The following is a 17,344-nucleotide window of genomic DNA, read 5'->3' on the forward strand; positions in this document are numbered from 1 at the left end:
ACAGGGCATGATTTACATATCTATGCAAATTATGCCCTGTTTATTATTTTTAGTCTGTATAATTATAACACTTACTTCTCCAGCAGCGGCACCGAGAAACTGAATGTAGATCCCTCTCCCTTCTTCGAAGTAAACCAGAGTTTGCCTCCATTCTTGACGATGAAATCCTGGCACAGCAGCAATCCCAGTCCCGAACCTTCCTCGTTGTTAGTGCCGAAGGTACTGAAATGCGTATCCGTATGCAGCAGTTTCTTTTGGTTCTCCTCATCAATGCCGCAGCCACTATCCTTCACGCTGACGATAGCCATACCGTCCTCCTCAGTCAGTGACACCAGCACTTCCGAACCCTCATTGCTAAACTTGATTGCATTACTTATCAGGTTACGGATCACCGTCTTAAGCATATCTATATCCGCACGGACAACCACGGGCACCACAGGCATATCCTGCACAATTTTAATGTTCTTCAGACCGGCCACCATCGTAAAGATCTCACTTACACCCTCTACGACTTCCACCATATTGAGCTCCTGATAAACCACCTTCAGCTTACCGATCTGGCTCTTCGTCCATTTCAGCAAATTATCGAGCAGTGAGAACACATCCTCAGTGGTCTGGTTCGCCATTGTCAGCAACTCATACATCTCCCCACCGATTGTCTCGCTGGGCAGATTCAGAATCAGCATATTCAGCACCATCTTGATAGAACCCATCGGCGAACGCAAGTCGTGCGCAATCACAGAATACAGTTTGTCACGTCCCATGATCGTCTTACGCAACTCCTCCGTCTGCGCCACGATGATCCGTTTGGCGGCAACCAGCGAAATCTGGTGCGTCACACGGATGATCAGTTCCTCCTTATTGAACGGCTTGGAGATAAAGTCATTACCTCCCACCTGGAATCCCTTCACTATATCCGCCGTACTATTCAGCGCAGTCAGGAAAATGATAGGAATATCAGACATTTCGGGATCAGCTTTCATCTGCTTCGCCACGTCAAACCCACTGATGTCCGGCATCATGACATCCAACAGCACAAGATCCGGTTTCTCTTTCTTCACCTGCGCCAAAGCCTCCGTACCGTTGCCGGCGGTTACAATCTGAAATTTTTCATTGTTCAATAGCACCTTCAATAAAAGTACATTTGAAATGACATCGTCCACAATGAGGACTTTATATTCGGAAGGATTAATTTCCACATTCATAATTATCTCCTTATTTATTCGTTTTAGATCCCTTAAAATACTCAATCATGCGGCTCAGCCCATCTTCCAGTTCGATGGTAGGCTCCCAACCAAGTTTTTTCTTTGCCAGCGTTATATCCGGCTGTCGTTGCTTGGGATCATCGTTCGGCAATGACTTGAACACTATCTTCGAAGAAGAACCCGTCATGGCGATTATCTTTTCCGCCAACTCCTGTATCGAGAACTCATTCGGATTGCCGAGATTCACAGGACCGGTAAAATCGTCCTCCGTCTCCATCATCCTTATCATTCCCTCTATCAGATCATCGATATACTGGAAACTGCGCGTCTGCGTTCCGTCTCCATATATCGTGATGTCTTCATTGTTCAATGCCTGCAGAACGAAGTTTGAAACTACCCTCCCATCGTTCGGCAGCATACGCGGACCATACGTATTGAATATGCGGATAATCTTCACACGTACATCATTCTGTCGATGATAATCCATAAACAATGTCTCCGCACAGCGTTTCCCCTCATCGTAACAGGAACGGTAACCCACAGGATTTACGTTCCCCCAATAATGCTCCGGCTGCGGATGCACAATCGGGTCGCCGTATACCTCGCTCGTAGAAGCCTGCAACACCTTTGCATCCAGTCTCATCGCCAATCCCAGCATATTGATAGCCCCCATCACCGACGTCTTGGCCGTTTGTATAGGGTCATGCTGATAATGAATGGGAGACGCGGGACAAGCCAAATTGTATATTTCATCCACCTCTGCAGAATATGGGTAAGTGACATCATGCCTCACCACTTCAAAATGGTGATTGCCCATCAGATGAGCGATATTGTCTTTCGACCCCGTAAAAAAATTATCCAGGCATATCACTTCGTGACCGTCGTTTATTAGCCGCGTACAAAGATGAGAACCAATAAAGCCGGCCCCTCCACTTACCAGTATTCTTTTCATTTTATGTATTCTATTGTTTACTTAAAGAGACGCTGTCTCCGTTTTGTTTATGGTTACAAATGTAACCGATTTGATTAATATATACAATTTTCAGAAAGGTTATTTTCTAAAAAAGACAAATTAACAATAGCATACATATCTAATTGCCCGATTACAATACTTTACGCTCCGTTTCCGTCGGAGCAACTTCGTCCGGAATACTGAACTCATGATTGGCAAACAGGTCGGCAAGCCCGGAAATTTGTTTCAAACGCAACAATTCGTCTCGGTCCATACCGATATTCTTCATAATCCACTGATCCGACATCCCCGCCTTGTCAAGTTCGGCAACAATGTTGCACATCAATTCGATGTTGTGCATACCTCTCGCACGGTTGTGGCGGATGGTCGAGCTCATACGGTTGGACAGGTCCTTGTCTATCACGACAATCGGAAGCAGCCCGTTCTCGCGTTTGTAAATCCGTTTCGATGTCTTCAGTACCGTATAGCGGTGGTAACCGTCCACCAGGATATAGCGGTCGGCCTCCTTATCATAATAACACACGCAGGGCATCGTAAATCCATCCTCCCAGATAGACAGTTCGAGCAACTTCATTTCAGGCGGAGCCACCACATTCGGGTTATAATCGTTGGCATACACTTTTTCCACAGGCACCGCCTTTACCTCATAAACAGGGCTTTTATCTACACTCATGATACTATGATTCTATATTGTTCCATTATTTGACTCCTTTTGCTCATTTCCTCCTTTGTAGGCGAGAATCCCATATATTTGCAGGCATGGTCGTTCTTCAGGATGCAGATGCACATCCGCTTGTAGGTAGGTATCTCCTTGAATTCCGGGATGTCGATGTCATCCTGATATTCCATGCGCACGGGTTTCTTCAACGTTTTATAGTTGCTGTTGTCCATCACGACAATCGGCACTTTGGCGTCAATCAGTTTCTGGATGGTCGAGTCGCTCAGGCAGCCTCCTTTCGTCCGCCAGAAATTCACACTTACCGACAGTTTCCGGAGATAATTCTTCCGTGCCCGCTCCGGCAACGTGGACAGAAGGAAATACATAAACTCCCGCCATGTGTATCCTTCAGGAAGTTTCACCGACTGCCATCCCATAGCGTGGGTACCGCCATACATACCGGTGAAGTTGACTCCGTTCACCCGCCCGACCATCTTGCCCCAAGTGTTGGGATCGAGCACCCGGTAGAGTTGCAGGCTCTCCTGTGCCTCATTGATGAAAGGACTCGCCACGCGCTGGCGCTCCAGATTGACCCCTGCCCGATAATACAGATCATACAACGTATTGTAATCCCATTGGAACTTTCCGTTGGCCGTCCATACATCCGTCGTCTTCCAATCATAAATAGGGTACGCGTTGTAAATATCGTTGCCTACTTTTGAAGTCCATTTATACTTATGATACATCTGGAATTTGCGGCTCATGTAGATGCATCTCCAGCGGTTGAAACTCTCTTGGGTACGGATTCCGATCAGGCAGCAGGTGCGCACCGCGTCCTTCTTATTATGCAGCCATTGCGCAAAACGCATCTGGAACTCGTAGTCCCACATTGACGTATTATAAAAAGGGAAATCCTCCTTTGTCATCGCCTTCTTGGGCATGGAGCGTACCCATATATTCTTCTTGCTGTCCTCCCACGGACGCCAGAAAGACTGATACATAGATGTGCAGGTCGACACCCGGAAAGGAATGCATACTCGGTAAACATCCAGAATATCCTTATTGGCCTCCAATATCCGGTCTACATAGTCGATGGTCATCTTATACTGGATCTCGTAATCCATGTGGAAGACCCCCAAACGTATTTTCAAATTATTTTTCCGGATATAATCAATACACATATTCAGCAATACCCCACTATCCTTACCTCCGGAAAATGATACATATATATTATCAAACTCGCTAAATATTACTTTCAATCGTTCTTGTGCCAGCTCATATACATTTTTAGCGCCTGCAACTTTTTTCCCCATAAGCCTCCTATCTATACATTTTAACGTAACGTGTCCATTTCTTATCCATGGATGTAAAATCGAACTTTTCGAATATTTCTTTGTCTTGTACAAGTGTGATGGAATGAAGCAGCCAGCTCTCAGGGCCGAAATCTTTTATTATAGCAGGCAGCAGATCAGACAAGATCTCTTCCCGCTCCGTATTTTCAGCTCCTATATAATAATTGTTTATTACAGCCTTTTTCTTGCTTTTCTGTTCCACCGGGATAAATCCCTTCACTTCTTTTCCATCGACCGCAATATACCAGACGTAGTCTTCACCCGTTTTGAACGGATAATTGTTGTTGGCACGTATCACGTCAGGATCCATAACCAGAGGTGCCAGCAGCCGATATAAACGTTTGTCTTTTCCTTTTAATTGTATTATCTGTATCATATCATTCAAAAATGGACATACAAAAATAAGGAAAAAATATCAATTTAGTCATTTCTGTTCCTAAAACATTTGTTTTTCATGCTTTTATCTTTAGATTTCTATTTTATTCGTACTATCAGCTCACCATACTCCTTTCATTTTTAAAGTAAGTCAGTACGGTAGCGAAACTGAGATATTCCCTTCCGGGAGTGCGCGACCTGCTTCGGAACCGGTAGCGCGCAAAGATGATCTCGCACACCAGTTCATAATGCACGAACAGATTCAAGCGGTGCTGCAGAAAGTCGAAGAAACGGCTGAAAGAAGCAAAGTACTCCTTTATCTTATCATGAGTGATCACTCTCCGCTTGCGGCCTTTTTCCGCGCTTTTCATTACTTCCAGCACATATTCCAATTGCTTGATCTCCTCTTCCGTATGTTGCATTGTACATTTCATTTCCTCTATCTTCTCTTCCTGACGATGATATTGTTCCCTTTTCTGTTGTAAATGTTTTTGTGCTTCTTTTGTTCTTTTCGACATCCTAATTTCTTTATTTTTATTTAAACTGGGCACTACTGTCTATAAGAGAACAGAAATGCCATATAAAATCTAATACCGGGTGCAAATATAGAAAAGATTGTTTAAATAATTAGATTTTTATTTAAATATTTTCCAACTAATTTCATCTTGAAATTACCGACAATAAAAATAACAGTTTATCCCATCATTCGGAGAAAGCATACTTTTGCGCCGTAATTAAATGAATAAAGGAACATGAAAATTAAATCCTATGACTGGCTGCTTTGTGGCTGCCATGCGTTGTCCGAAGTGGCAATCGCTTATTTTCCGAACTTTCAGTACAACAGTTCAGCGGTGCGAGCTTTTCGCCGGACGATAACAGAACACCCGGCATTGCCGCAACAACTGACGGAAGCGGGATTCACCCCGCACACCCAGACACTTACTCCCCAACAGATTGCCGCCATCGTGAGATGTTGGGGAACGCCTGCGCTGGTATATGAAATGATTAAAGAAAATCCCTATCTTGCCATCCCCAAAATGAGGAAAAAGATATAATGTATTTTAATACATTCTTTATTTATTATATATATTAGTTGCCGGATGGGGTGCCGGAACGCAAAAAACGTGTGTCCGGCTTCCCCTTCCTACAAGGCGTTTGAGAGATTTTCAAGGGGTGCCGCGAGGGGTGCCGCTAAATATGGCCCCGAAAACCCCTCCCGCGTATGGCATTAAAGCCCCTCCGGGCGTGAGCCGAAAACATCACTTTGAACCGGAATGAACCGCACAATTGCCCGGTTCAAATAAACGGTATACCTTTGAGCCGAATTAATAATATTCAGTTATGAACAAATCAATAGCAGAAATGCTGAAAAAGGGCTACATCCTCTTCCCTAAAGTCTTATTCGAGGAACAAATGAAGATGACTAAAAACGCAACGGGCAGTTTCGAAGCGTTCATCTTGGTATTAACCCATGTCAATTACAGCACTGTGACGTGTCGCGTCAACGGTCAGACCTTCGAATGCCGGAGGGGAGAATCGGTGATCTCCCTCACCCACTGGGCGAAAGTGTTCGGATGGAAACTCAGCCGCACACGCCGTTTCTTCGATAGGATGTACGAAGAAGGGATCATTGAAAGAGTGGTCAATCCGTACATCACGCACATCCGTATCCCCGACTATGACTTGCTGATCGGACAGAGACACCGTGAGGCGGCACGTGAAGAAACGGGTGGTGTCACCTTCGAGGTTTTCTGGGAGAAATATCACGAGGTAACCCAAAAGCAAAGGGTCAATATCGGCCGTGCCAGACGGGAATGGAAGAAACTTTCTCCCCGCGAACGCAGTATGAGCATACGGCAGATTGACGAGTATTACGATCATCTGACGGATACGAAATACTGTATGCAGGCAAGCACTTATCTGTCGGACAAAGCGTTTCTGGATGAATATGATTATTGAAACGATTCATGGATGACATTGTAAACCCGCAGGACACCGAGCTCGAGGAAATCGTACTCGGCGCCTGCCTTATAGAGAGCAAGGCGATCACATTGGTTGCCGGAATATTGCGCCCGGAAGTGTTCTACATTGAGAAGAACCGTGAAATCTATGCCGCCCTGCAGAGTATGTACCGTGCAGGGCAGGTCATAGACCTCATGACCGTAAAGGAAGAACTCACACGAAGGGGCAAACTCGACTTCATCGGAGGTCCTTATGCATTGGTAAGCATTACCACACGCGTAGCGTCCAGCGCGCATCTGGAGTACCATGCCCGTATCCTGCAACAGAAGTATATCCGCCGTGAAGCGATCTTGGGATTCCATAAACTGCTGGCACAGGCTGCCGACGAGACAACGGACATAGCCGACACGCTGGCGGATGCGCATACCCTTCTCGACCAATTGGAAAAGGAATGCGGGATGTCCGAACATCTCCGTTCCATGCTGCAATTGATGGAGGATACTGTGGAACTGATAGAGACACGTGTCGCCTCGAACAAGAACGGAGTTACCGGCTTGCCGACGGGATTCAACGAGCTGAACCGCCTGACGTGCGGCTGGCAACCGGGCGACCTGATAATCATCGCCGCCCGTCCGTCGGTGGGAAAGACGGCTTTTGCGCTGCATCTGGCACGTGCCGCCGCTTCCGCCGGTTATCACATTGCCGTGTACAGTCTCGAAATGCAAGGGGAACGCTTGGGAGACCGCTGGCTGCTGGCGGCTACGAAGGAGGTTTCTCCCGCCCACTTGCTGAGCGGGGCGCTTACTCCGTCCGAACTCCGGGAGGTCCATGAGGCATCGACGGAGCTGTCGCGCCTCCCTATTTACATCGACGATAATCCGTCGGTGAGCATGGATTATGTCCGCACGTCCGCCAAACTGCTGCAAAGTAAGGGGGATTGCGATTGTCTTTTCATCGACTATCTGCAACTCTGCGACATGAAGAGCGACCAGCACAACCGTAACCGCGAACAGGAGGTGGCTCAAGCGAGCCGGAAAGCGAAAATGATAGCTAAAGAGTTGCATATCCCCGTGATACTTCTCAGCCAGTTGAACCGTAACGTGGAGGGACATCCCGACGGCCGTCCCGCTCTGAGCGACCTTCGTGAGAGCGGGGCTATCGAACAGGACGCCGATCTCGTACTGATGCTTTCCCGTCCCAGCCTGTCCGGTCGTGAGACAGACCGTAGAAGCGGTTACCCGACTGAAGGATTGGGAGTAATCGATATTGCCAAACATCGTAACGGACCTACCGGTGAGATTTACTTCCGCCACGACAAGAGTATGACGAAGCTGGTGGATTACGAGCCCGACTTGGAATGGATGAAGAAAAATACCACCCGTTAGGTGTCGGCCAGCCGGGAAATCAACTATGCGCAAACGACCGTATCTTTGTGTCTGATCGAGCGGTTGCCTGCATGAAATCAACCGTATTTATCTAACAAATCGACCGCTCCTTTCAAGTGAAAAGAGCGGTCGTATCGTCCGGGAAGTACCGTTGTCTTATCCGGAAGAAGCAGTCGTTTTATTCTGAAAATGCAGTCAATTGATGTCCGGATGTCCCTGTGCCGGTACATATCCATCCGGCTCGCCCAGATAGCGCGCGATCAGGCGTACTTCCCGTGCGCTGAACATTTTCAGTTTGGGATGAAAATCTCCCGTTGCGAGCTCTTCCATCAGAGGGGTACAGTTGCGCATCCAGCGGCGGAGTTTCGCCACAGACACATGATCGCTCAGTTTGGGGAAATACATCTTCGCCAACTCATTCTTATCGTAACATCTCACACGAAATTTTTCTTCTTCCATTTTCTATTGAGTTATTCTTTGGTTAATGCTATAAAGGTACTCTTTTTTATGCAATGAAGCAAATGTTCAGTCAAAAACAATAACCATCGTTCAGTGTCGTTCGGTGTCGTCCACTCCCCCTTTCGGATGTGCTATCTTTGCAGTGTAATCGATTACAGAACAATTAAAAATTATCAATTAAAAAATTAAGTTTATGGCACAAAAGTATGTAGTGGTAGAGCGTAAGAATCCGTTGAAACCACAAGAAGCAGCTAAGTTTTATGCGATGGCACGCAGCAACCGCAGAGTGGATACGGACGAAGTAATCAGCCGTGTGTCGGAGCGTTCCTCCTATTCTATCGGTGAGTTGAAGGGTTGCATTACGGAGTTTTTGTTGGAGATGAAGAATCAGTTGGCGTTGGGTAATATTGTCCTTCTGGGCGATATGGGCAGTTTCCGTGTAACGATTGCCACCGGCAATGCAACGGAAACGGCAGAGAAATTTAAGGCGGCCACCTGTATCAAGACCTCGCGTGTCCGCTTCCGTCCGGGCAATATGCTGCTGGATATGTGTAAGGCGATGAAGTATACGCTGGTCAAGAAAGGGGAAAGCGATGAAGCGGTTGTCCCCGATCCGGACGGGAAGCCGGATGGCGGAAACGGTGGCAGTGGAAACCCGGACGACGGCAATAATGGAGAAGCTCCGGATCCGGCAGAATAAGATCTAGGATGTTTGGTGGTATTAATTTAAAAATTCAAGAATTATGAAAAAGTCTATTTGGAAACAAATTTTACAGATCATTATTACAGTAGCTACTTCAATCGTATCTGCTCTGGGTGTAACGTCTTGTATGGGACATATCTAAACGGCCGGATCGAATGAAAGAGTTGAAAGAGTTCTCGTTGAAGGAGGAATATGTGCCGCGCAGCATTCTGTATATCGTTGTGCATTGCAGTGCTACCCGTGCGAATATTCCCTTCACGGAGGGGCAGTTGCTCCAATGCCATCTGAAACGTGGCTTCAAATGTATCGGGTATCATTTTTATGTGACGAAGGATGGCGCGCTGCACCACACCCGCCCAATGAGTGAGATTGGCGCACACGCGCTCGGATTCAACCTGCACAGTTTATCGATTTGCTATGAAGGTGGACTGGATGAATTGGGTAAGCCGACGGATACCAGAACCGCTTCGCAAAAAGAAACGCTCCGCCGGGTATTGGGTGAGTTGAAAGGACTGTATCCCGAAGCTAAGATTGTAGGGCATTATCAGTTGAGCGCGAATGTTCATAAAGCGTGCCCATGCTTCGATGCGAGGAAAGAGTATGAAGATTTGTAGGAATAGCGGTTCCTCTTAAAATAAGAGGTATGTGGATAATAAAGGCGGTTCGGATGGATGAACCGCCTTTTTATTTTGTATAAACTGATATTTTTTCGTATTTTTGTTCCATCTATTATGAACCGAATCATTCAACTGATATATGTATACACCTCCTTTCACCATATCTGCTCATGCCATTAATCTGATTGCGGAAATATCCGGACAGATAGAACGTTATGCCATCCGTTTGGAACAGAGTGATGCGATGAAATTGCGAAAAGCTAATCGGATAAGAACAATTCACAGTTCGTTGGCCATAGAAGGAAATACTTTATCCGAAGATGAAGTGAAGGATATCATAGAAGGCAAGACTGTTATAGCGCCACTACGCCAGATTCAAGAGGTAAAGAATGCGATAAAGACGTATGAGTTATATAGCAGCTTGAATCCATTCAGTGTAGACGATTTATTAAAAGCACATGGTACGATGATGATGGCGCTTACCGATGATGCAGGCAGATTCCGACGTGGTGGCGTTGGTGTATTCTCTGAGAAAGGATTGGTCCATATGGCGCCTCCTGCCAATAGAGTTCCGGAATTGATAATCAATTTGTTCGAATGGCTTAAAGAGGCAAAAGATCATTTGCTCATTCGCAGTTGTGTATTCCATTATGAATTTGAGTTTATACATCCATTTAGTGATGGTAATGGAAGAACCGGCAGATTATGGCAATCACTCATATTAGGGAAATTACACCCTCTATTTGAACATCTCCCTGTGGAAAATATGGTGTATGCCAACCAAGAGGCTTATTATAACGCTATTCAAGCCAGCACAGCAGCAGCCAATTCCGGACCTTTCATTGACTTTATGCTGCAAGAGATTCTGGATGCTTTAAAAAATCATCAAGGAAGTCCCCTGCCCCAGAGCGAATACTCTGAAGTTCGGGATAAAGTTCGGGTTAAATTCGGGATAAGTTCGGGACAAATTATTGAGTTGATTCGTCATAACTCAAGCATAACACTTGACGAAATAGCTGACACTCTTTCTGTGACACGCCGTGCTATTGAAAAGAAAATCAAGGAACTTCGTGACGCAGGTTATATAAGGCGTGAAGGGAGTAATAAATCAGGGTGTTGGGTGATTATCGAATGAAATTGGTAGCAAGTTTCTTTTTTCTCCATTCCCGATACAACAATCCGGGAAGTGTATACACAATCCAGGCGCAGCGTTTCAACTGTTTCTTGGGTTCGCTAAAGATGCGATAGGCAAATTCAAGATGCATCTTAACCATCCAATGGGGAGCGCGCTTCACATCCGTCCCGCTATAAAACTTAAAGGCGGCTCCGACGGCAATCATCACTCCCCTTTTCAGATAAGGCTTCAGACGGCTCATGAATATCTCCTGTTTCGGAGCACCCAGAGCCACCCAGATGATGTCCGCACCATCTTCATCTATCATCCGTGCAATTCCGGGATAATCGAAGTCTTCTACATTACAAAACGGAAGTTCATAAAAAGTCATCCCATTGATACGTTCGTCAATCTGTGAAAGATGATAGCTAAGCCCTTGCAAAGTGCCCTGTGAAGTCCCCATGAAAAACATCCGGTACTTTTTCTGCCGGATGATGTCCATAAAGATTTCACTTCCGCAATACTGCTTCCGCTCAATTCCATAGAGCCAGCGCAGATAAAGCGGCACATAACTGCTGTCGCAAATAGAGAACATACTGCCGTTCACCACTTCCAGATAGTCCGGCTTCCTGTTGGCCGTGTTCAGTATAACCCCGTCCGCCACACAGATGTAGCCGGGAGAGGAAGTTTGCAGTTGGCGGTCGATGGAAGAGAAAACGCTTTGTTTGTCAAATTCGTAGTTGATGTTGAAGTATTGTTCCATAAAAAATATTATTAAATATATTTCAGGATAATGCTTTTTCCTAAATATCTAGGAAATAACAACATTAAAAATTCACCTATAACAATTGACGATATTAATGAAATCGTAAAAACAGTAATATCATACCCAAAATTATCTGCTCCAAAAAGATATCGGGCTATAGGTCTAGCAATTTCAAATAAAGGAAGATGTAAGGCAAATAGGCATAAAGTACGGGAACCTAAATAAGTCAGAATTCGATCTGTCATTTTCATTTTATTATACAGCAGAGCAAATAAACATATCGTAAAAACAATACCTGTAACTGCGAGGAGTAAAGTATAAAACTCTAGAGCTATACCAGTAAGATGTCCCTTCCCTATAAATAATATTATAAATAAAATGAATGAAATTGCAAAACAGATCATATCAATACTTTTATTTGAGGTAGCCCTTTTTGTGTTATTATAAAATGAATACCAGCAATATCCCAAATGAATAAACAGTAAACCTTGCATTGCTCTTCCAATAAAACAAGGTTGCAATATATTATTCTCTTTCAAGATATAGTGCAATACATTTATAAGCAGACAAATTAAAATAATAAGTAAATCATTCTGAAAATATCTTCTTATGATATAATATAGTAAAGACATCCAGAATAATGCATATAAAAACCATAAAGGAGTATTTATTATTTCATTGTTTATCGGAAATATCCCCTCTAGCATAAATAATGTTTCCAGACTAAATCTTCCTGTTAAGGCTAATAATATCATATAATAGAGACAGCTTAATAAAAAGAATATAAAATAAGGAATAAGTAATTGGCGTACTTTCTTCTTCACAAAATCCTTAGAACTCATCTTCCAATTAAAAAAACATCCCGACAGAAAAAAGAATAAAGGCATATGAAAAGAATATATTTCGTTAAATAGGAATTGGCTAGAATGTCCCCAAATCACTAATATAATTCCCCAGCCTTTCAACACATCAATAAAAAAATCCCTTTCTTTCATATTTTTATGACCAAAAATGATTCACTTTGAATATTTGAAATAACCATTCCTTTACCTGTGCTAATATCAACGATGAGATAAATACCAAAGGAACAATCACAAAAAAGAACATTCCGAATTGAGACTGGTTGATAAAATAATGTTCCTTAAACCACGGATAATAAATTGCATCGAATATATAACAACACAAATAAACGTCCAGTGACAATAAAGAAACTTTGGTAAATATTTTCCTCATCAGCGGAACTTGAATATCTCGCTGATAAACTAACAAAAAGAAGATAACGGCTATGATGGCCCCAAACACACCGGAAGATCCTCCCGCTATTTGAATCAATAAATGATTATGGACGAACAATATATTGAAAACGGGATTAATCAAACAGCATATTATAATTATTCCCCATCCACATAATGGATTAATTTTAGGCTGATATTCTTTTACATAACTCCCAATAAAGAAAAACATCAAAGGATAACAAGTCTGCCAGAATCCGGGAACCAGATGAAAGCCATAACGATTAAACAAATCAGGAATAGCTGTCATCGCAAACAATATCCCTATCCACACCATTTTCTGTTTTTGAGTGGGAATAGCCTTATATAAAAGATTTAAAAATGGAGTGAAAAGAAATAGACCAATCCACATCTCAATATACCACGCATAAGGGATTGCCGAGAAATCAAGAATCTTGAGTCCTGATTTGAATAATGAAAGATCCTCATGCAAATAATATTTTCTAAAAACAAGGGTCAATATTGAAAAGAAAACGTAGGCAATCAGCACCTTCCACATTCCCCGATAGTATTTTTTCTCTGATACTTTATTTGTATTCAGGTATCCGGTCAGCATGATGAACAATGGAACTCCCGTTTGAAACAAAGGGATAATCCCTGCTTGTAGGAACAAGGATAAGCCTTCAAAATTAGTAGAGCGAAACGGAGTATGTAAGACAAAAAAGTGTCCGGCTATTACAAATAAGATTGCCAGACTTCTAATAATATCAAGACCAAGAATACGTAGTTTGGCACGCTTTTTGTCCCCCCCCCTCTCAAAGTTACAGAGGTTTGTGTTTTCATTTTCATTATTCATTGATTTATTAGGGATTTTATTTTAAGTTCTTCCACTTAATTATAAATGTATTCACATCATTGTCTTCTGCCCATCCACTCTTTTCTGATTCTTCAATTTCTTTTTCAAATTCTTCGTCAGAAAAACAATAAGGCAATGGAGTATTACGCAAATTATCCCATTCGTGTATATCCATTGGCAAAAGCTCACTAATATCTAAATCTAAGGGCATATTATCCATAAAGTATCTTAGTAAACAATTCATCCCATTTCCTATAAACGACTTCCGATGAGTATTCTTTCCGGAGCTTTTCATAGGCTTTACGTCCAAGTTCCTCTGTTAATACAGGTTGATTCCACAAAGTCAGGACTTGTTTTTCCAAGTCATTCAGATTATTCGGTTTAAACAATCGTCCGATAGCACTCTCTCCTTTGCCTATAATTTCAGTAAATCCACCATGATCGGGACCGATACAAGGTTTGCCAAACTGTGCCGCCTCCAAAATAGCCATAGGAAAACCTTCATAACATCTACTCGGTATCACCACCAAACGGGCGTTCTTTATAAAAGATTCCAACTCCTTCCCTTTCAAATACCCCATTAATCGCACGTTCTCAGGGAAAGCGATATTAGTATCTTCTCTCTTTGCCCCTGCTAAACAGAATTGAATTTCCGGATGTTTGCGAGCTGTTTCCACCAACAAGTCATATCCCTTTTCGTAACTTAACCTGCCGATATATGCTATGTAGCTTCCCAATGTTGCTTCATACCCCGATGGTGCATCTATCGAATTGGGAATCACAACTATTTTGTTTTTATCAAATCCGGCTTCCATCAGTTTCTCTTCCTGAAACTCCGTAATACAAGCAAATGTATTTACATTATCTTTATATGCCCCCGTCCAGCGAGCGTATACATTTCGTAACGTATATCCCACAGATTTGAGATAGGAATGCTCACAGTTATATCGGATACAGCTCCACTCATTTCTCTTTTTTAGACAAACCTCACAAGGCTTGCCATTACGCATAAATAGCCCCGTCGGACAAATTAAACGGAAATTGTGAACCGTCATTACTACCGGTACTTTCGCCTTCTTACATTCAAATAAAGCGGCAGGACTAATGAAAGGGTAGAGATTGTGTACATTCACAACATCCGGCTTTTCCCGTTCCAATATCTCCCGCAAGCCCTTCACCCCTGATGGGGAATAAATGCCACAAAGGAAACCTTTTATCTTCCCGGATAAGCTCTCACGACTCCTTTCTGTGGTTAAGCGATAGAAACACACTTCGTGTCCATGCTCACGGAACATTGAAGCCATTTTATCAACCACAGCCTCTTCACCGCTATATTTACCGTAGTTGTTGTGGACGAGAAGAATTTTCATCTCTATTGACCAATACAGTAATAATCAAAGCCTAATTGCCTCAATTCTTTGCCATCATAAATGTTTCGTCCATCTATAATAACAGACCGGTTCATAGACTTTTGTAACACTCCCCAGCTCGGTAAACGGAAAGGTTTCCATTCCGTCAACAGTAGTAAAGCGTCAGCATTCAACACCGCATCGTACATATCGACAGCATACTCCACATCATTCCCTATACGCCGATGACATTCATCCATTGCTACCGGATCATACACACGTATTTTGCAACCTGCATCTTTCAACAGACGGATAATTACTAAAGAGGTAGCTTCCCGCATATCATCCGTTTCGGGTTTAAAGGCTAATCCCCAGATAGCAATCGTCTTTCCTTTCAACGCACCTCCATAATATTTCTCAAGCTTATGAAAAAGGAGTTCTTTCTGGTGCTCATTCACTTCTTCCACAGCTTTCAGCACTTTCATTACATAGCCTTTCTTTTCTGCTGTTTTCACCAACGCTTTCACATCTTTCGGGAAACATGAACCTCCATAGCCACAACCTGGATAAAGAAACTTGCTTCCTATACGGCTATCGCTTCCAATGCCCTTTCGTACCATGTTGACATCCGCACCTACCAATTCGCAAAGATTAGCAATATCATTCATAAAACTGATACGAGTGGCAAGCATTGAATTGGCCGCATACTTTATCATTTCCGCTGATGGAATATCCGTAAAAATAACCCGAAAATTATTCAACAAGAATGGACGGTACAATTTAGTCATCAGCTCCTTCGAACGTTCAGAATCGACTCCTACCACTACACGATCGGGACTCATAAAATCTTTAATAGCTGCTCCCTCTTTCAGAAACTCGGGGTTGGAAGCCACATCAAACGGAATCTGCACTCCCCGTTTATCCAGTTCTTCTTGAATGACCGCTCTTACTTTCTGTGCCGTTCCTACCGGAACGGTAGATTTTGTTACCAATACCAGATATTTGTTCATGTTGCGTCCCACAGTCCGGGCTACTTCGAGTACATACGTCAAATCTGCACTGCCATCCTCATCCGGTGGAGTTCCTACGGCACTAAATACAAGTTCTACATCATCCAGACACGTAGTAATGTCTGTTGTAAACTTCAGTCTGCCTTCCCGATGGTTACGCAATACCATTTCTTCCAATCCGGGTTCATAGATGGGAATCTCCCCTTTCTTCAGCTTTTCTATTTTTTCATTATTAACATCAACGCACGTCACATTCACTCCCATCTCGGCAAAGCACGTGCCGGAAACCAAACCGACATAACCGGTTCCTACGATTGCTATATTCATGTTTTTATTTATTTAGACGATAGATATATTTTTCTCATTAACGGAAAGAGCGGTTCCAACAATTGCAGAATAATAGCAAATATCAACGGATAGCGGACACTAAAAGTCAGCCATTTATATATGTAATATTCTCCGTATTTTACTATATAGTCTTATCAATATGGAATGATACTTACGACATTGTCGCTCAATATCACTATTCGGTACAATATTCTTATCAAAAGAAAAACTATTACTAAGTTCTTTATCTATATTTACCTTAAATCGCGAATAAGTCTGTCTGCAATTTGTTGCATCCTCTCCAAAACCTTTATTGTCTATTTTAGAAAGAAAAGGATGAACAGAATATTTACCCAACTTAAATTGACTATAACAGAAACGTATTGCCCATGAACGGTTTCTTCCTTCCATATATCCTTTCAACATGGTAAACATATCACTGCCATTTTTATTGAATGCTTTCTGCATTTTCCTGTTTGAGCTCAATTCTTTCCAGTCCTTCATTTCCCAATCCACTTGTTCCCATCGGTCTTTCCAAGTGCCCCATCCCCACGAAGAAGAGCGACCGGACAAATAAACGTCTCCAATATATCCCATTGGACGTTTTATCTTCAACCCATACCCGCAAATAGAGAAAATCCGTGAATTATTCTGATAAAAATCAAGTGCCTGATTCATGTATGACAGAAAATTTTCAGAACATATCAGATCATCTTCAAGAACAATCACTTTATGATATTGATTAATTACCGTGGTTACTCCTTCGATGATAGAACTTCCCAGTCCTTTATTTTTTTCTGCCACTGTGACATTTGAAGTTATTTTCCGAGCTATAGAGACAACTTCCTCCACTTTGGCACATTCTCCTTCATTACGTGCTCCATCTACAAAAACATACTTTTCCGATTCTTCATAAAGCGTATTTCTTTCTAATGTTTCTTTAAGTTTTAATAAAGCTTCGGGACGGTTAAAGGCAAAAATTACAATAGGTGCAGGCATTT

21 protein-coding genes are annotated in these 17,344 nt (G+C 43.0%); 7 read left to right on the plus strand and 14 right to left on the minus strand.

What is annotated here, in order from left to right:
* Positions 1-71 precede the first annotated feature (71 nt).
* The 6 genes from H8S63_RS01915 to H8S63_RS01940 all read right to left on the minus strand — a co-directional run bounded on the left by H8S63_RS01915 (position 72) and on the right by H8S63_RS01940 (position 5,081).
* Entirely contained in the window at positions 72-1,205 is a 1,134-nt protein-coding gene (locus H8S63_RS01915; RefSeq protein WP_186925567.1) for a hybrid sensor histidine kinase/response regulator, read from the minus strand.
* A gap of 10 nt (positions 1,206-1,215) precedes the next feature.
* Positions 1,216-2,157 carry a UDP-glucuronic acid decarboxylase family protein gene (locus H8S63_RS01920; protein WP_186925568.1) on the minus strand — a complete coding sequence of 314 codons (942 nt, stop codon included), beginning with the start codon at positions 2,155-2,157 and terminating at the stop codon, positions 1,216-1,218.
* 151 nt (positions 2,158-2,308) lie between these two features.
* On the minus strand, positions 2,309-2,851 hold the full coding sequence (locus H8S63_RS01925) for a ParB/RepB/Spo0J family partition protein (RefSeq protein ID WP_007753026.1): 543 nt from the start codon (positions 2,849-2,851) through the stop codon (positions 2,309-2,311).
* The gene (locus H8S63_RS01930) at positions 2,848-4,149 is read right to left on the minus strand and encodes a DUF3440 domain-containing protein (protein WP_007753028.1); all 1,302 of its coding nucleotides are present in this window, start codon (positions 4,147-4,149) and stop codon (positions 2,848-2,850) included. Before H8S63_RS01930 ends, H8S63_RS01925 begins: the two co-directional genes overlap by 4 nt.
* 7 nt (positions 4,150-4,156) lie before the next feature.
* Entirely contained in the window at positions 4,157-4,564 is a 408-nt protein-coding gene (locus H8S63_RS01935) for a hypothetical protein (protein ID WP_186925569.1), read from the minus strand.
* A gap of 115 nt (positions 4,565-4,679) precedes the next feature.
* Positions 4,680-5,081, minus strand: a complete 402-nt coding sequence (locus tag H8S63_RS01940; RefSeq protein ID WP_007753033.1) for a hypothetical protein — start codon at positions 5,079-5,081, stop codon at positions 4,680-4,682.
* Between the two features lie 234 nt (positions 5,082-5,315).
* Between H8S63_RS01940 and H8S63_RS01945 the strand changes: the two genes are divergently transcribed.
* The 3 genes from H8S63_RS01945 (at position 5,316) to dnaB (ending at position 7,910) form a co-directional block, all read left to right on the plus strand.
* On the plus strand, positions 5,316-5,618 hold the full coding sequence (locus H8S63_RS01945) for a DUF4248 domain-containing protein (RefSeq protein ID WP_007753036.1): 303 nt from the start codon (positions 5,316-5,318) through the stop codon (positions 5,616-5,618).
* Between the two features lie 286 nt (positions 5,619-5,904).
* Positions 5,905-6,522 (plus strand): hypothetical protein, encoded by a 618-nt coding sequence (locus tag H8S63_RS01950; protein ID WP_186925570.1) that lies wholly within the window; start codon positions 5,905-5,907, stop codon positions 6,520-6,522.
* Positions 6,523-6,530: 8 nt separating this feature from the next.
* Positions 6,531-7,910 (plus strand): replicative DNA helicase, encoded by a 1,380-nt coding sequence (dnaB, locus tag H8S63_RS01955; protein ID WP_186925571.1) that lies wholly within the window; start codon positions 6,531-6,533, stop codon positions 7,908-7,910.
* A 195-nt stretch (positions 7,911-8,105) separates the two neighbouring features.
* Here dnaB and H8S63_RS01960 read toward each other — a convergent pair whose 3' ends face one another.
* On the minus strand, positions 8,106-8,369 hold the full coding sequence (locus H8S63_RS01960) for a DUF4248 domain-containing protein (protein ID WP_007753044.1): 264 nt from the start codon (positions 8,367-8,369) through the stop codon (positions 8,106-8,108).
* A 193-nt stretch (positions 8,370-8,562) separates the two neighbouring features.
* Here H8S63_RS01960 and H8S63_RS01965 point away from each other — a divergent pair, with 193 nt between their 5' ends.
* The 4 genes from H8S63_RS01965 to H8S63_RS01980 all read left to right on the plus strand — a co-directional run bounded on the left by H8S63_RS01965 (position 8,563) and on the right by H8S63_RS01980 (position 10,824).
* Entirely contained in the window at positions 8,563-9,069 is a 507-nt protein-coding gene (locus H8S63_RS01965) for an HU family DNA-binding protein (RefSeq protein ID WP_007753046.1), read from the plus strand.
* A 43-nt stretch (positions 9,070-9,112) separates the two neighbouring features.
* The gene (locus tag H8S63_RS01970) at positions 9,113-9,214 is read left to right on the plus strand and encodes a smalltalk protein (protein ID WP_007760013.1); all 102 of its coding nucleotides are present in this window, start codon (positions 9,113-9,115) and stop codon (positions 9,212-9,214) included.
* A gap of 13 nt (positions 9,215-9,227) precedes the next feature.
* A complete protein-coding gene (locus H8S63_RS01975) occupies positions 9,228-9,686 on the plus strand; it encodes an N-acetylmuramoyl-L-alanine amidase (RefSeq protein ID WP_186925572.1) in 459 nt (152 codons plus the stop codon).
* 142 nt (positions 9,687-9,828) lie between these two features.
* Positions 9,829-10,824 carry a Fic family protein gene (locus H8S63_RS01980; protein ID WP_007753057.1) on the plus strand — a complete coding sequence of 332 codons (996 nt, stop codon included), beginning with the start codon at positions 9,829-9,831 and terminating at the stop codon, positions 10,822-10,824.
* Here H8S63_RS01980 and H8S63_RS01985 read toward each other — a convergent pair.
* The 7 genes from H8S63_RS01985 to H8S63_RS02015 all read right to left on the minus strand — a co-directional run bounded on the left by H8S63_RS01985 (position 10,814) and on the right by H8S63_RS02015 (position 17,342).
* A complete protein-coding gene (locus H8S63_RS01985) occupies positions 10,814-11,566 on the minus strand; it encodes a WecB/TagA/CpsF family glycosyltransferase (protein WP_186925573.1) in 753 nt (250 codons plus the stop codon). The genes H8S63_RS01980 and H8S63_RS01985 overlap by 11 nt on opposite strands.
* Positions 11,567-11,577: 11 nt before the next feature.
* Complete coding sequence (locus tag H8S63_RS01990; protein WP_186925574.1) at positions 11,578-12,564, minus strand: acyltransferase family protein; 987 nt, start codon at positions 12,562-12,564, stop codon at positions 11,578-11,580.
* A 4-nt stretch (positions 12,565-12,568) separates the two neighbouring features.
* Positions 12,569-13,657 carry an acyltransferase gene (locus H8S63_RS01995; protein WP_222619534.1) on the minus strand — a complete coding sequence of 363 codons (1,089 nt, stop codon included), beginning with the start codon at positions 13,655-13,657 and terminating at the stop codon, positions 12,569-12,571.
* A 16-nt stretch (positions 13,658-13,673) separates the two neighbouring features.
* On the minus strand, positions 13,674-13,877 hold the full coding sequence (locus tag H8S63_RS02000; protein WP_007753066.1) for a hypothetical protein: 204 nt from the start codon (positions 13,875-13,877) through the stop codon (positions 13,674-13,676).
* Positions 13,870-15,027, minus strand: a complete 1,158-nt coding sequence (locus H8S63_RS02005; protein WP_186925575.1) for a glycosyltransferase family 4 protein — start codon at positions 15,025-15,027, stop codon at positions 13,870-13,872. Before H8S63_RS02005 ends, H8S63_RS02000 begins: the two co-directional genes overlap by 8 nt.
* A gap of 2 nt (positions 15,028-15,029) precedes the next feature.
* On the minus strand, positions 15,030-16,343 hold the full coding sequence (locus H8S63_RS02010) for a UDP-glucose/GDP-mannose dehydrogenase family protein (RefSeq protein ID WP_186925576.1): 1,314 nt from the start codon (positions 16,341-16,343) through the stop codon (positions 15,030-15,032).
* 114 nt (positions 16,344-16,457) lie between these two features.
* Positions 16,458-17,342, minus strand: a complete 885-nt coding sequence (locus H8S63_RS02015; protein WP_186925577.1) for a hypothetical protein — start codon at positions 17,340-17,342, stop codon at positions 16,458-16,460.
* Positions 17,343-17,344: the final 2 nt, after the last annotated feature.

This window comes from Bacteroides sp. NSJ-39 (assembly GCF_014287315.1).
In the GTDB taxonomy this organism is placed as follows: Bacteria; Bacteroidota; Bacteroidia; order Bacteroidales; family Bacteroidaceae; genus Bacteroides; species Bacteroides finegoldii.

Bases quoted from the DNA above. Each gene is read 5' to 3' on its own strand.
- H8S63_RS01915 (WP_186925567.1), bottom strand. From the start codon at position 1,205: ATGAATGTGGAAATTAATCCTTCCGAATATAAAGTCCTCATTGTGGAC.
- H8S63_RS01920 (WP_186925568.1), bottom strand. From the start codon at position 2,157: ATGAAAAGAATACTGGTAAGTGGAGGGGCCGGCTTTATTGGTTCTCAT.
- H8S63_RS01925 (WP_007753026.1), bottom strand. From the start codon at position 2,851: ATGAGTGTAGATAAAAGCCCTGTTTATGAGGTAAAGGCGGTGCCTGTG.
- H8S63_RS01930 (WP_007753028.1), bottom strand. From the start codon at position 4,149: ATGGGGAAAAAAGTTGCAGGCGCTAAAAATGTATATGAGCTGGCACAA.
- H8S63_RS01935 (WP_186925569.1), bottom strand. From the start codon at position 4,564: ATGATACAGATAATACAATTAAAAGGAAAAGACAAACGTTTATATCGG.
- H8S63_RS01940 (WP_007753033.1), bottom strand. From the start codon at position 5,081: ATGTCGAAAAGAACAAAAGAAGCACAAAAACATTTACAACAGAAAAGG.
- H8S63_RS01945 (WP_007753036.1), top strand. From the start codon at position 5,316: ATGAAAATTAAATCCTATGACTGGCTGCTTTGTGGCTGCCATGCGTTG.
- H8S63_RS01950 (WP_186925570.1), top strand. From the start codon at position 5,905: ATGAACAAATCAATAGCAGAAATGCTGAAAAAGGGCTACATCCTCTTC.
- dnaB (WP_186925571.1), top strand. From the start codon at position 6,531: ATGGATGACATTGTAAACCCGCAGGACACCGAGCTCGAGGAAATCGTA.
- H8S63_RS01960 (WP_007753044.1), bottom strand. From the start codon at position 8,369: ATGGAAGAAGAAAAATTTCGTGTGAGATGTTACGATAAGAATGAGTTG.
- H8S63_RS01965 (WP_007753046.1), top strand. From the start codon at position 8,563: ATGGCACAAAAGTATGTAGTGGTAGAGCGTAAGAATCCGTTGAAACCA.
- H8S63_RS01970 (WP_007760013.1), top strand. From the start codon at position 9,113: ATGAAAAAGTCTATTTGGAAACAAATTTTACAGATCATTATTACAGTA.
- H8S63_RS01975 (WP_186925572.1), top strand. From the start codon at position 9,228: ATGAAAGAGTTGAAAGAGTTCTCGTTGAAGGAGGAATATGTGCCGCGC.
- H8S63_RS01980 (WP_007753057.1), top strand. From the start codon at position 9,829: ATGTATACACCTCCTTTCACCATATCTGCTCATGCCATTAATCTGATT.
- H8S63_RS01985 (WP_186925573.1), bottom strand. From the start codon at position 11,566: ATGGAACAATACTTCAACATCAACTACGAATTTGACAAACAAAGCGTT.
- H8S63_RS01990 (WP_186925574.1), bottom strand. From the start codon at position 12,564: ATGAAAGAAAGGGATTTTTTTATTGATGTGTTGAAAGGCTGGGGAATT.
- H8S63_RS01995 (WP_222619534.1), bottom strand. From the start codon at position 13,657: ATGAATAATGAAAATGAAAACACAAACCTCTGTAACTTTGAGAGGGGG.
- H8S63_RS02000 (WP_007753066.1), bottom strand. From the start codon at position 13,877: ATGGATAATATGCCCTTAGATTTAGATATTAGTGAGCTTTTGCCAATG.
- H8S63_RS02005 (WP_186925575.1), bottom strand. From the start codon at position 15,027: ATGAAAATTCTTCTCGTCCACAACAACTACGGTAAATATAGCGGTGAA.
- H8S63_RS02010 (WP_186925576.1), bottom strand. From the start codon at position 16,343: ATGAATATAGCAATCGTAGGAACCGGTTATGTCGGTTTGGTTTCCGGC.
- H8S63_RS02015 (WP_186925577.1), bottom strand. From the start codon at position 17,342: ATGCCTGCACCTATTGTAATTTTTGCCTTTAACCGTCCCGAAGCTTTA.